A 12,352-nucleotide genomic window follows, 5' to 3' on the forward strand; every position below is an offset into this window, starting at 1 on the left:
TAGAGAGTGTCAGAAGAAACAAAGAACACAGCTCAGGAAGAAGAGACAACAGATACTCCGGTAACAGAAGAAACTGTTGAGAATGAACCTGAAGTTGTAGAGAACGGCGAAGCAGAAACAGAGGAAATCCCGGTAGAGGACGGAGACGAGGAAGCTTCCCAGGATGACAAGAAAGACAGCAAATCAAAAACTTCTTTCTTCGGCAAGAAGAAAAAAGAAAAAGATAAATTTGAACAGCAGATTGAAGAACTTACAGACAGGCTGAAACGAAACATGGCTGAATTCGATAACTTCCGTAAGAGAACGGAGAAAGAGAAATCCAGCATGTATATCATCGGAGCCAAGGACATAGTTGAGAAAATGCTTCCGGTTGTGGATAACTTCGAGAGAGGTCTTGCACAGGCACCTGAAGGAGATTCTTTTGCAGATGGCATGAAGATGATCTATAAACAGCTGATCACCACATTAGATGAGCTGGGCGTGAAACCGATTGAAGCAGTGGGTAAGGAATTTGATCCGAACTTCCACAATGCAGTAATGCATGTGGAGGATGAAGAAGCTGGTGAGAATATTGTGGTAGAAGAATTCCAGAAGGGTTACACCTACAAGGATTTCGTAGTCCGCCACAGTATGGTAAAAGTAGCCAACTAATTTACATGAAAATATAGAATATATCAAATCTAGTTGAAAATAAACAGGAGGAACAAGATTATGGGAAAAATCATTGGTATTGACTTAGGTACAACAAACAGCTGTGTAGCCGTAATGGAAGGCGGACAGCCAACAGTTATCGCTAATACAGAAGGCGCAAGAACAACACCATCAGTTGTCGCTTTCACAAAAACAGGAGAACGTCTTGTAGGTGAACCTGCAAAACGTCAGGCAGTAACAAACGCAGAGAGAACAATCTCTTCCATTAAAAGAGAGATGGGTACTGACTATCGTGTAACAATCGACGACAAGAAATATTCTCCACAGGAAATTTCCGCTATGATTCTTCAGAAACTGAAAAAAGATGCAGAAGGATACCTTGGTGAGAAAGTTACAGAAGCAGTTATCACAGTTCCTGCATATTTCAATGATGCTCAGCGTCAGGCAACAAAAGATGCCGGTAAAATCGCAGGTCTTGATGTAAAACGTATCATCAACGAGCCAACTGCAGCAGCTCTTGCATATGGTCTTGACAATGAAAAAGAACAGAAGATCATGGTATACGATTTAGGTGGCGGTACATTCGATGTATCTGTGATCGAAATCGGTGACGGCGTTATCGAAGTACTTTCCACAGCAGGTAACAACCGTCTTGGTGGTGATGACTTCGACCAGAAAGTTACAGATTACATGCTTGCAGAGTTTAAGAAAGCAGAAGGCGTAGACTTAAGCAATGATAAGATGGCACTTCAGAGATTAAAAGAAGCTGCAGAGAAAGCAAAGAAAGAGCTTTCTTCCGCAACAACTACAAACATCAATCTGCCATTCATCACAGCTACAGCAGAAGGCCCGAAACACTTCGATATGAACCTTACAAGAGCTAAATTCGATGAATTAACACATGACTTAGTAGAAATGACAGCAGAACCGGTACGTCGTGCACTTTCAGATGCAGGTATCACAGCATCTGAACTTGGTCAGGTACTTCTGGTTGGTGGATCTTCCCGTATCCCGGCTGTTCAGGATAAAGTAAGACAGTTAACAGGCAAAGAGCCAAGCAAGAACCTGAACCCGGATGAGTGTGTAGCACTTGGTGCTTCTATCCAGGGTGGTAAACTTGCAGGTGATGCAGGCGCAGGTGATATCCTTCTTCTGGATGTTACTCCACTGTCACTGTCCATCGAGACAATGGGTGGTATCGCAACAAGACTGATTGAGAGAAATACTACAATTCCTACAAGAAAGAGCCAGATTTTCTCAACAGCAGCAGACAACCAGACAGCAGTAGATATCAACGTTGTACAGGGTGAGCGTCAGTTTGCAAAAGACAACAAATCCCTTGGCCAGTTCCGTCTGGACGGAATCCCGCCAGCACGTCGTGGTGTTCCGCAGATTGAAGTTACATTTGATATCGATGCAAACGGTATCGTAAATGTATCTGCTAAGGATCTTGGAACAGGTAAAGAACAGCACATCACAATCACAGCTGGTTCTAACATGTCTGATTCCGATATCGACAAGGCAGTAAAAGAAGCTGCTGAGTTTGAAGCACAGGATAAGAAACGTAAAGAAGCAATCGATACAAGAAACAATGCTGATTCCATGGTATTCCAGGTTGAGAATGCACTGAAAGAAGCCGGAGACAAGATCGATGCTAATGATAAAGCTGCTGTAGAAGCAGACCTGAACGCACTGAAAGATTTACTGTCTCAGACTGCAAATGCAGAAGAGATGACAGATTCTCAGGTAGCAGATATCAAAGCTGCTCAGGAGAAGATGATGGAAAGTGCTCAGAAGCTTTTCGCTAAAATGTATGAGCAGACACAGCAGGCAGGCGGCCAGGCAGGACCGGACATGAATATGGGCGGCGGTGCAGCAGGCAGCACAGATGCAGGAAACAACGATGATGTTGTAGATGCTGATTACAAAGAAGTATAATGTGACATTTCTGTAAAAGCAGAGATTTGCAACGGAAATATCAATAATAACTGTTCAGTGGGAGAGTCTCTCTCACTGAATAGTTGTGTTATAAATAAAACGGGTATAGGATTAAAATCATGGCTGATAAGAGAGATTATTATGAAGTCTTAGGCGTGGACAAAAGCGCCGATGACGCAACACTTAAAAAAGCATATCGTAAGCTGGCCAAGAAGTATCACCCGGATGTAAATCCAGGAGATAAAGAGGCTGAGGCGAAATTTAAAGAGGCAACAGAGGCTTACACCATCTTAAGCGATCCGGAGAAGAGAAAACAGTATGACCAGTTTGGCCATGCGGCTTTTGAAAACGGTGGCGGAGGTGCCGGCGGCGGCTTCGGAGGTTTTGATTTTAACGGTGCTGATATGGGTGATATCTTCGGCGATATTTTCGGCGATTTATTTGGCGGCGGCAGCAGAAGCAGACGTGCCAATAATGGTCCGATGAAGGGAGCTAATCTCCGCGCACGCGTAAATATTACTTTTGAAGAAGCTGTCTTTGGCTGTGAGAAGGAACTGGAGATCGTACTGAAAGACGAGTGTACTACCTGTCATGGAACAGGTGCGAAGCCGGGTACTTCACCGGTAACCTGTCCGAAATGTCATGGAGAAGGTCAGGTTGTTTATACACAGCAGTCCATGTTTGGAATGGTGCGTAATGTACAGACTTGTCCGGATTGTCATGGATCAGGTAAGATCATCAAGGATAAATGTACTTCCTGCCGCGGAACCGGATATACATCTTCAAGAAAGAAGATTCAGGTATCTGTACCTGCAGGTATTGACAATGGTCAGAGCATCCGCATCCGTGAGAAGGGTGAACCGGGTACAAACGGAGGCCCGAGAGGCGATCTGCTTGTAGAAGTAAATGTTGCACGTCATCCGATCTTCCAGAGACAGGATATGAATATCTTCTCTACTGCGCCTCTTACATACGCGCAGGCAGCACTGGGCGGTACTGTACGTATCAACACAGTGGATGGAGAGGTTGAATATGAAGTGAAACCCGGAACTCAGACAGACACAAGGATCCGTCTGAAGGGAAAAGGTGTACCGTCTCTGAGAAATAAGAATGTACGTGGCGATCATTATGTGACTTTCGTTGTGCAGGTTCCTACAAACCTCAACGAAGAAGCAAAAGAAGCACTGCGCAAATTCGATGAGGCGTGTGGTAACCGTCCGAAATCAAAAGATTCTGATGATTTTGAAAAACCGGAAAAGAAGAAAAAGAGTTTCATGGATAAATTAAAAGAGACTTTTGAGGATTAATTATAAAAGAAAATTAAAGAAAAGAGGTTTACCCTCTTTTCTTTTTTTGTATAGTCGTGTATATTGAAGAGTAACGGTAAAAATCAGATGAACAGACAGGAATAAAAGTTTCCTGAGAAATGGAGAGATATTTGACAAAAACAGAGAAGATCGCAGCTTTTCGGGAGAAGTATCTCCCTGTATGGGTAATTTTGCCGCTGATAAGCATTTTTGTATTAAACTGTCTTATTTACTGGGGAAGCGGAGTACTGACAGCAGACAGATATCATTTTGATTTTACCATGTCACTGGACAGGGCAGTGCCGTTAATACCACAGTTTATCTGGATTTATATTCTGGCATTTCCTTTTTGGGCAGTGAATTATATTCTGGCTGCACAGAGAGGAAAAGATGGATTTTATCGGTTTGTGGCAACTGATCTGACTGTTCATATTACATGTTTTATTATTTTTCTGGTTTTGCCAACTACCAATGTCAGACCTGAGATTGCAGGAACTACATGGTCCCAGCAGATGCTTAAGTTTGTTTATCTCATGGATGGTGGAAACAGTCCGTCTAACTTATTTCCGTCAATCCATTGTTATGTAAGCTGGCTGAGCTGGCGCGGAGTCAGTAAATCAGAGAATATTCCAAAATGGTATCAGCATTTTTCACTGATTTTTGCAATACTGATCATTATTTCTACCCAGGTGCTTAAACAGCATTATCTGGTGGATGCCATTGCCGGAGTTGCACTGGTAGAATTGGCGTGGAGATTTTACAGCAAAGGAAACCGCCACGAGATATTCAGACATTTTTTTGAAAAAATAAGTGAAGCATGCAGTCGGTGGGCAAATAAGAATTGACTGGATGTGGTGAGATGCTGCATTATGGGAATAGCTGCAGAGTAACAGAGAATGGGTCAGACATATTTTTGGATGATAATAGTTAATTATATAACATAAAGAAATGGAGACAATTACATGAAGTGGAACCGTTTTACAGTAAAAACGAAAACAGAAGCAGAAGATATCGTTATCAGCACACTTGCAGAAGTCGGCATTGAAGGCGTGGAAATTCAGGACAAACAGCCTCTGACTGAGGAAGACAAGGCTCAGATGTTTGTAGATATTATGCCGGAAGGACCAGCAGATGACGGCATTGCCTATCTGAATTTTTATCTGGAAGAAGATGCAGACAAAGAAGCAATCCTGAAAGATGTTCGTGAAGCATTAGATGACCTGAAGAATTTTATGGACATCGGGGAAGCTACCATTGAAGAATCTCAGACAGAGGACAAGGACTGGATTAATAACTGGAAACAGTATTTCCACCAGTTCTATGTAGATGATATCCTTATCGTACCGTCATGGGAAGAAGTAAAAGCAGAGGATAAAGACAAGATGATCCTCCACATTGATCCGGGTACAGCCTTCGGTACAGGTATGCATGAGACTACTCAGCTTGTGATTCTCCAGTTAAAGAAATATGTAACACCGGATACAGAGATGCTTGATGTAGGAACCGGAAGCGGTATCCTTGGTATCGTTGCCCTGAAACTTGGTGCGAAACATGTACTGGGAACAGACCTTGATCCATGTGCAGTTCCTGCAGTTGCAGAGAATAAAGAAGCAAACCAGATCGTGGATGAAACTTTTGATATGGTGATCGGAAACATCATTGACGATAAAGCGATTCAGGATCAGGCAGGATATGAAAAATATGATATCGTAACAGCAAATATCCTTGCAGATGTTCTGATCCCTCTGACACCGGTAATTGTAAACCAGATGAAAAAAGGCGCTTACTACATTACTTCCGGTATTCTTGATGTGAAAGAAGAAGTTGTAGTGGAGGCAGTAAAAGCAGCAGGCCTGACGGTCGTAGAAGTGACACATCAGGGCGAGTGGGTTTCCGTAACAGCAAGAAAGGACTGATCCTATGCAGCGTTTTTTTGTGGAGCCTTATCAGATTGAGGAAGAGGCACACCGTATCCACATCAATGGGACGGATGTAAATCATATTAAAAACGTTCTCCGCATGAAATGTGGGGAGGATGTGTGGATCAGTGACGGAGGAGATAAAGAATACCACTGCCAGATTGAAGAACTGGGAGAGGATGAGGTTCTGCTGCATATCCTCTATGCACAGGAGCCGGAATATGAGCTGCCAAATAAAATTTATCTTTTCCAGGGACTGCCGAAAGCAGACAAGATGGAACTGATCATCCAGAAAGCAGTAGAGTTGGGAGCTTTTTCTATAATCCCGGTAGAGACAAAGCGATGTGTGGTGAAACTGGATGTTAAGAAGGCAGCAAAGAAGGTGGTTCGCTGGCAGCAGATCGCAGAGAGTGCAGCAAAGCAGTCCAAGCGAATGCTGATCCCGGAGATCCATGAAGTAATGACCTACAAACAGGCACTGGAATTTGCGAAACAGTTAGATGTAAAACTGATCCCGTACGAACTTGCCAAAGGAATGAAAGAAACCAGAGAAATCCTCAGCGAGATTAAGCCTGGACAGTCTGTCGGTATCTTTATCGGACCGGAGGGTGGATTCGAGGAAGAAGAGGTAGTAAAGGCACTGGAAGCAGGTGCCCATGCGATTACACTTGGAAGACGAATCCTCAGAACTGAGACAGCAGGACTTGCGATTCTTTCAGTTCTGATGTTCCAGTTGGAAAATGAATAATAGAAACAAGAGAGAACAAAAATGGAAGCATATTTTGATAATTCAGCCACGACCCGCTGCTTTGAAGAAGTAAAGGACATCGTGGTAAAAACAATGATGGAAGATTTCGGAAACCCATCTGCCATGCATCAGAAAGGTGTAGACGCAGAAGGGTATGTCAAAGAATCTGCCAGAACTTTGGCACAGATACTGAAAGTAACAGAAAAAGAAATCCTGTTCACCTCCGGCGGAACAGAGTCAAACAACCTGGCTCTGATCGGTGGTGTGCTTGCCAACAAACGAAGCGGTAATCACATTATCACAACTGCAGTAGAGCATGCTGCAGTCAGCCAGCCGGTAGCTTTTCTGCAGGAACAGGGATTTGAAGTGACCATTCTTCCTGTAGACGGGCATGGAGTAGTAAAACTTGACGCATTGGAGAAAGCATTAAGGCCGGATACCATTCTCGTATCTACAATGATGGTAAATAATGAGACCGGTGCGGTTATGCCTGTAGAGAAAATCGGTGCAATGATCCAGGAGAAGTGTCCGAAGGCGCTGTATCATGTAGATGCGATCCAGGCATTCGGTAAATATCGTATTTATCCGAAGAAATGGAATATCCATCTTCTGTCTGTCAGCTCACATAAGATCCATGGACCAAAAGGAGTTGGATTCCTGTACATCAACAGCAAGGCAAAAGTACAGCCTCTCATTCTCGGCGGCGGCCAGCAGAATGGCATGCGTTCCGGAACAGACAATGTACCGGGAATCGCAGGACTTGGCGTTGCAGCGAAGATGATGTACCAGAACTTTGATGAGAAAGCAGAACATCTCTATCAGTTAAAAGAACGTATGGCAGAGGGACTTTCTAAGATGAATGATGTAGTGATCAATGGAATGCCTGTCAGAGAGGGTGCACCTCATATTTTAAGCGTCAGCTTTCTGGGAATCAGAAGCGAGGTACTGCTTCACACATTAGAGGATAGAAATATTTATGTATCAGCAGGAAGCGCATGCTCCAGTCACAAGAGAAAACCAAGTGCAACACTTTCAGCAATGGGAATGAGTAACGCACAGATTGAGAATACCGTACGTATCAGCTTTTCAGAGGAGAATACTTTCGAAGAAGTTGATTACTGCCTGGAAGTTCTGAACGAAGTACTTCCAATGCTGAAACGCTATGCGCGCAGATAACAAATAATAGTTATAAGTGATATTTGGAATGGAACCTGAGATAAGCTCAGGAATATTTGAAAAGGTTGTTAATAGCATTTATATGAATTCTATTTGAAAATTACAGATATTAAATCCAGAAAAATATTAATTCTAATATTATATAAAACAATTTATTATAAGCAAAATAAGAGAAGGAGAAACAAATGATATTCCACGCATTTTTAATAAAATACGCAGAAATCGCCATCAAGGGCAAGAACAGATACATCTTCGAAGATGCCCTTGTAAAGCAGATGAACATCGCCCTTTCCAAAGTAGAAGGTGAGTTTGAAGTAAAGAAAGAACAGGGAAGAATCTATGTATTCTGCCCGGAGCAGTATGACTATGATGAAACTGTAGAAGCCTTGCAGCATGTATTCGGTATTGTTGGAATCTGCCCTGTAGTGATCTACGAAGATCAGGGATTCGAGCAGATGGCAAAGGACGTAGTTTCCTACATGAAGAACTGCCATCCGAACTACGACGGAAGTTTCAAAGTATATACAAGAAGAGCAAAGAAATCTTATCCGATCACATCCATGGAAGTTAGTGCAGAACTCGGCGGTCGTATCCTGGATGAGTTTCCGGATGCAAGCGTAGATGTACATGAACCGGACCTGACTCTTTCCGTAGAAATCCGAGACAAGATCTATGTATATTCCCAGACCATCAAAGGCGCAGGCGGAATGCCAATCGGCACAAACGGAAAAGCCATGCTTCTTCTTTCAGGCGGCATCGACAGCCCGGTAGCAGGATACATGATCGCAAAACGTGGCGTTAAAATTGACGCTGTATATTTCCATGCTCCGCCATACACCAGCGAGAGAGCAAAACAGAAAGTTGTAGATCTGGCAAAACAGGTAGCAAAATACAGTGGACCAATCCGCCTTCATGTAGTGAACTTCACAGATATCCAGCTCTATATTTACGATCAGTGTCCGCACGATGAGCTGACTATCATTATGCGTCGTTACATGATGCGTATTGCAGAGCATTTCGCAAAAGAAAGCAGATGTCTCGGTCTGATCACTGGAGAAAGCATCGGTCAGGTTGCCAGCCAGACCCTGCAGAGCCTTGCAGCAACAAACGAAGTCTGCACACTCCCTGTATACCGTCCGGTTATCGGATTCGACAAACAGGAAATCGTAGAAAGATCCTGGGAAATCGGAACCTATGAAACATCCATTCAGCCATTCGAAGACTGTTGTACTATTTTCGTGGCAAAACATCCGGTTACCAAACCAAACCTGAACGTGATCCACCGTTCTGAAACAAAACTGGAAGAAAAAATTGACGAACTCATGAAGACAGCGCTGGAGACTGTTGAGATTATTGAGATTGATTAATATCGATTACAAACATTCGGAATCTGCTGACGCTACTTCCTTATGTTTGAACTTGAAACTCTGGTATACAAAAAAAGAGGAACTGGTAAACAGTTCCTCAATGACTGCGAAAAAATTATTCTGTAACGTATTTGCCTACGATTGCCATAACGGTATCAAGAGCAGCGCCATCAGCGTGGACGTTTAAATCGATTGGTTTGGATAAATCAAGGCTGAAAATACCCATGATAGATTTTGCGTCGATTACATATCTTCCGGATACTAAATCGAAATCGCAGTCGAATTTGCTGATTTCATTAACGAACGCTTTCACTTTATCGATAGAGTTCAGTGAAATTTTAACTGTTTTCATTATGAGAACCTCCCTTAATAATAGTTATTTGCTGACCTGATTGTCTGTCAGCTTACAGTTTTCATCTTAACGGCAGAGACCATAAAAGTCAAGGTGAAAACGGATAAAATTTCCAGAAAGATTTAGTGAAAATGTAGAACAGTGCTAAAATATCAGACTGTTTTGTAGAAAATGAACAATAACTAAAGCGAAAACAAAATCTATTCTGTAAGCATATAAGTTTTCGAAATGTCAGCATGTATACAAAGTCCAGACTACAGAAAATGAGTATGCAGGTATAGAATTATAAAAACAGAAAAATCAATTAGGAGGAAAGAATGGGAAAAAAAGTTGCACTTCACAACTTAGGATGTAAAGTAAACGCCTATGAAGTAGAAGCCATGCAGCAGCTTCTGGAAGAAGCGGGCTACGAGATCGTACCTTTTGAACCGGGGGCTGATGTATATTTAATTAATACCTGTACAGTAACCAACATTGCAGACCGTAAATCCAGACAGATGCTGCACAAAGCAAAGAAAATGAACCCGGATGCTATCGTGATCGCAGCCGGATGTTATGTACAGACAGATGAAGGGAAACTGGATAAAGATGAGGCTGTAGACCTGATCCTTGGAAACAATCAGAAGGGAAATATTGTCCAGGTACTCGAGGAATATGAGCAACAGCACACCAAACAGAAACATGTGCTCAAGATCAACCAGACAAAAGAATATGAAGAACTGGCAATTGATCATACAGCAGAGCATGTACGCGCATATATCAAAGTTCAGGACGGCTGTAATCAATTCTGTACTTACTGTATCATTCCTTATGCAAGAGGTCGTGTCAGAAGCCGTAAGATCGCGCATGTAATGGATGAGGTTCATGCACTTGCAGCAAAAGGATACAAGGAAGTCGTTCTGACAGGAATTCATTTAAGCTCTTATGGTGTAGATTTCCCGGCAGAAGAGAAAGAAACACTGCTTTCCCTGATCCGGGCAGTACATGAGGTAGAAGGAATCGAACGAATCCGTCTGGGCTCCCTGGAACCGGGAATCATCACAGAAGAATTTGTGCAGAGCATTACCGCATTGCCGAAAATGTGTCCGCATTTCCATCTGTCCCTGCAGAGCGGATGTGATACCACACTGGAGCGAATGAATCGCAGATACAGAAGCGCAGAGTATGCAGAGAAATGCGGGCTTCTGAGAAAATATCTGGGAAATCCTGCACTTACCACAGATGTGATCGTTGGTTTTCCGATGGAAACAGAAGAAGATTTTCAGGATTCCTATGATTTCGTAGAGAGCATTCATTTTTATGAAACTCATATTTTCAAATATTCCCGCCGCCATGGAACAAAGGCTGCAGCCATGTCCGGACAGCTCACTGAAGCACAGAAAACGGTCAGAAGTGACAAGATGCTTGCTTTAAATGAACAGCATGCGAGAGAATATGAGAAATCCATGCTCGGCGGTGAACTGAAAGTACTTCTTGAGGAAGAAGTAGAGATTAACGGAGAGCAGTGGTATATCGGCCACAGTATGGAATATATTAAAACAGCAGTGAAAAAACAGGACAACTACAGTGTGAATGATATCATTACTGTAAAAGCTGAAGAATTCCTGGAAGAACATACATTAACAGGTGAGGTTCTGGGAGTAGAATAGTTACAGTTCACTTCATTCTCAGCGGAATAGTGGTGTGTGAACAGTAACAACAGTAACGAATAATCATCAATAAATTTGCGGTTGCACAATACGTGAAATTATATTAAAATATAGAAGAAAATATGTGTATTGTATACGAAATTTGCAATACATAGCAAAGCAGAATTACTAAGAAGGCTTTGCGACAATAAATCAGGTAAGGACGTGAATAAAATGGCAGAGAACAATCTGGGTAATACCCAATATTTCAGAACAAAACCAGACCAGGAACTTCAGGTAAAAGAAGTTCTGGATCTCGTTTACACAGCAATGGATGAGAAAGGATACAATCCGGTCAATCAGATCGTTGGATATATTATGTCCGGAGATCCTACTTATATTACCAGTCACAAGGGCGCAAGAAGCATGATCATGAAGGTAGAGCGCGACGAACTGGTAGAGGAACTTTTAAACGAGTATATTAAGAACAAATCCTGGGAACGCTGATATGAGGATTCTGGGATTAGATTATGGATCAAAAACAGTCGGTGTAGCCATTAGTGATCCGTTGGGGATCACCGCTCAGGGTGTAGAGACGATCTGGCGTAAACAGGAGAACCACCTGCGCCAGACACTTGCCCGTATTGAAGAACTTGTTTCGGAATATCACGTGGAGAAGATCGTGCTTGGATATCCGAAGAACATGAACAATACGATTGGAGAACGTGCCCAAAAATCACTGGAATTTAAAGAAATGCTGGAGACACGTACAGGTCTTGAAGTGATCATGTGGGACGAGCGTCTGACAACAGTAGAAGCCAATCGTACTTTAATGGAAGCCAGTGTGCGCAGAGAGAACCGCAAGCAGTATCTGGATCAGCTGGCTGCTGTTTTTATTTTGCAGGGATATCTGGATTCCCTGTCCTGTTAGGAGATTAATAAGATGGAGAAAATTAAATTTCAGCTTGAGGACGGAACAGAAGCGGAGTTTTATGTAGAGGAGCAGACCAGGATCGGAGGAGTTGCATATCTTCTGGTATCTGATTCTCAGGATGATGAGGCGACAGCCTATATTTTTAAAGACGTGTCAGAGGATGACAGTCAGGAAGCCTGCTATGAAATGGTCGAGGACGAGGATGAGATGCAGGCTGTTTTTAAAGTATTTGAACAAATGTTAGATGACGTAGACCTTGAAATGTAGCATGGAGGTGTAGTACTTGAGTAACGAAAATAACAACCAGTTTAATAATGAAGCGCGTGAAAATC

Annotated in this window: 13 protein-coding genes; 12 read left to right on the forward strand and 1 reads right to left on the reverse strand. The window is 42.7% G+C overall.

The genetic code is table 11. The features are described 5' to 3' along the window. The first annotated feature begins 6 nt into the window (after positions 1-6). From grpE to thiI, 8 genes are all read left to right on the forward strand, one after another. Entirely contained in the window at positions 7-651 is a 645-nt protein-coding gene (grpE, locus tag ACESZG_RS16720; protein ID WP_022381213.1) for a nucleotide exchange factor GrpE, read from the forward strand. Between the two features lie 60 nt (positions 652-711). Then, complete coding sequence (gene dnaK / locus ACESZG_RS16725) at positions 712-2,589, forward strand: molecular chaperone DnaK (RefSeq protein ID WP_008707391.1); 1,878 nt, start codon at positions 712-714, stop codon at positions 2,587-2,589. A gap of 119 nt (positions 2,590-2,708) precedes the next feature. Next, a complete protein-coding gene (dnaJ, locus tag ACESZG_RS16730; protein ID WP_022381214.1) occupies positions 2,709-3,896 on the forward strand; it encodes a molecular chaperone DnaJ in 1,188 nt (395 codons plus the stop codon). A 131-nt stretch (positions 3,897-4,027) separates the two neighbouring features. Beyond that, positions 4,028-4,741, forward strand: a complete 714-nt coding sequence (locus ACESZG_RS16735; RefSeq protein ID WP_243259874.1) for a phosphatase PAP2 family protein — start codon at positions 4,028-4,030, stop codon at positions 4,739-4,741. 117 nt (positions 4,742-4,858) lie between these two features. Continuing rightward, positions 4,859-5,812, forward strand: coding sequence for a 50S ribosomal protein L11 methyltransferase (gene prmA, locus ACESZG_RS16740; protein ID WP_195284233.1), 954 nt, complete (start codon positions 4,859-4,861; stop codon positions 5,810-5,812). 4 nt (positions 5,813-5,816) lie between these two features. Continuing rightward, on the forward strand, positions 5,817-6,563 hold the full coding sequence (locus ACESZG_RS16745) for a 16S rRNA (uracil(1498)-N(3))-methyltransferase (RefSeq protein ID WP_178015843.1): 747 nt from the start codon (positions 5,817-5,819) through the stop codon (positions 6,561-6,563). 21 nt (positions 6,564-6,584) lie between these two features. After that, positions 6,585-7,739 carry a cysteine desulfurase family protein gene (locus ACESZG_RS16750; RefSeq protein WP_173684625.1) on the forward strand — a complete coding sequence of 385 codons (1,155 nt, stop codon included), beginning with the start codon at positions 6,585-6,587 and terminating at the stop codon, positions 7,737-7,739. Positions 7,740-7,924: 185 nt separating this feature from the next. Next, on the forward strand, positions 7,925-9,106 hold the full coding sequence (thiI, locus tag ACESZG_RS16755) for a tRNA uracil 4-sulfurtransferase ThiI (RefSeq protein ID WP_055052522.1): 1,182 nt from the start codon (positions 7,925-7,927) through the stop codon (positions 9,104-9,106). A 115-nt stretch (positions 9,107-9,221) separates the two neighbouring features. Here thiI and ACESZG_RS16760 read toward each other — a convergent pair whose 3' ends face one another. Beyond that, the gene (locus tag ACESZG_RS16760) at positions 9,222-9,458 is read right to left on the reverse strand and encodes an HPr family phosphocarrier protein (RefSeq protein ID WP_022381218.1); all 237 of its coding nucleotides are present in this window, start codon (positions 9,456-9,458) and stop codon (positions 9,222-9,224) included. 317 nt (positions 9,459-9,775) lie between these two features. On the opposite strand from ACESZG_RS16760, the gene mtaB reads away from it, so the two are divergent. The 4 genes from mtaB (at position 9,776) to ACESZG_RS16780 (ending at position 12,287) form a co-directional block, all read left to right on the forward strand. After that, on the forward strand, positions 9,776-11,107 hold the full coding sequence (gene mtaB / locus ACESZG_RS16765; RefSeq protein ID WP_025579196.1) for a tRNA (N(6)-L-threonylcarbamoyladenosine(37)-C(2))-methylthiotransferase MtaB: 1,332 nt from the start codon (positions 9,776-9,778) through the stop codon (positions 11,105-11,107). A 213-nt stretch (positions 11,108-11,320) separates the two neighbouring features. Further along, positions 11,321-11,593, forward strand: coding sequence for an IreB family regulatory phosphoprotein (locus tag ACESZG_RS16770; protein ID WP_020994102.1), 273 nt, complete (start codon positions 11,321-11,323; stop codon positions 11,591-11,593). 1 nt (position 11,594) lies between these two features. Continuing rightward, positions 11,595-12,017: a Holliday junction resolvase RuvX gene (ruvX, locus tag ACESZG_RS16775; protein ID WP_025579194.1), complete on the forward strand. Its 423-nt coding sequence runs from the start codon at positions 11,595-11,597 to the stop codon at positions 12,015-12,017. A 12-nt stretch (positions 12,018-12,029) separates the two neighbouring features. After that, positions 12,030-12,287 (forward strand): DUF1292 domain-containing protein, encoded by a 258-nt coding sequence (locus ACESZG_RS16780; protein ID WP_008707416.1) that lies wholly within the window; start codon positions 12,030-12,032, stop codon positions 12,285-12,287. Positions 12,288-12,352: the final 65 nt, after the last annotated feature.

Origin of the sequence: Blautia sp. Marseille-P2398 (assembly GCF_964240315.1) — a bacterium.
Taxonomy (GTDB): domain Bacteria; phylum Bacillota; class Clostridia; order Lachnospirales; family Lachnospiraceae; genus Blautia_A; species Blautia_A wexlerae.

Excerpts from the sequence above, each read along its gene's own strand:
- thiI (WP_055052522.1), top strand. The coding sequence starts at position 7,925 with ATGATATTCCACGCATTTTTAATAAAATACGCAGAAATCGCCATCAAG.
- ACESZG_RS16745 (WP_178015843.1), top strand. The coding sequence starts at position 5,817 with ATGCAGCGTTTTTTTGTGGAGCCTTATCAGATTGAGGAAGAGGCACAC.
- ACESZG_RS16750 (WP_173684625.1), top strand. The coding sequence starts at position 6,585 with ATGGAAGCATATTTTGATAATTCAGCCACGACCCGCTGCTTTGAAGAA.
- mtaB (WP_025579196.1), top strand. The coding sequence starts at position 9,776 with ATGGGAAAAAAAGTTGCACTTCACAACTTAGGATGTAAAGTAAACGCC.
- dnaK (WP_008707391.1), top strand. The coding sequence starts at position 712 with ATGGGAAAAATCATTGGTATTGACTTAGGTACAACAAACAGCTGTGTA.
- dnaJ (WP_022381214.1), top strand. The coding sequence starts at position 2,709 with ATGGCTGATAAGAGAGATTATTATGAAGTCTTAGGCGTGGACAAAAGC.
- ACESZG_RS16760 (WP_022381218.1), bottom strand. The coding sequence starts at position 9,458 with ATGAAAACAGTTAAAATTTCACTGAACTCTATCGATAAAGTGAAAGCG.
- prmA (WP_195284233.1), top strand. The coding sequence starts at position 4,859 with ATGAAGTGGAACCGTTTTACAGTAAAAACGAAAACAGAAGCAGAAGAT.
- ruvX (WP_025579194.1), top strand. The coding sequence starts at position 11,595 with ATGAGGATTCTGGGATTAGATTATGGATCAAAAACAGTCGGTGTAGCC.
- ACESZG_RS16780 (WP_008707416.1), top strand. The coding sequence starts at position 12,030 with ATGGAGAAAATTAAATTTCAGCTTGAGGACGGAACAGAAGCGGAGTTT.
- ACESZG_RS16770 (WP_020994102.1), top strand. The coding sequence starts at position 11,321 with ATGGCAGAGAACAATCTGGGTAATACCCAATATTTCAGAACAAAACCA.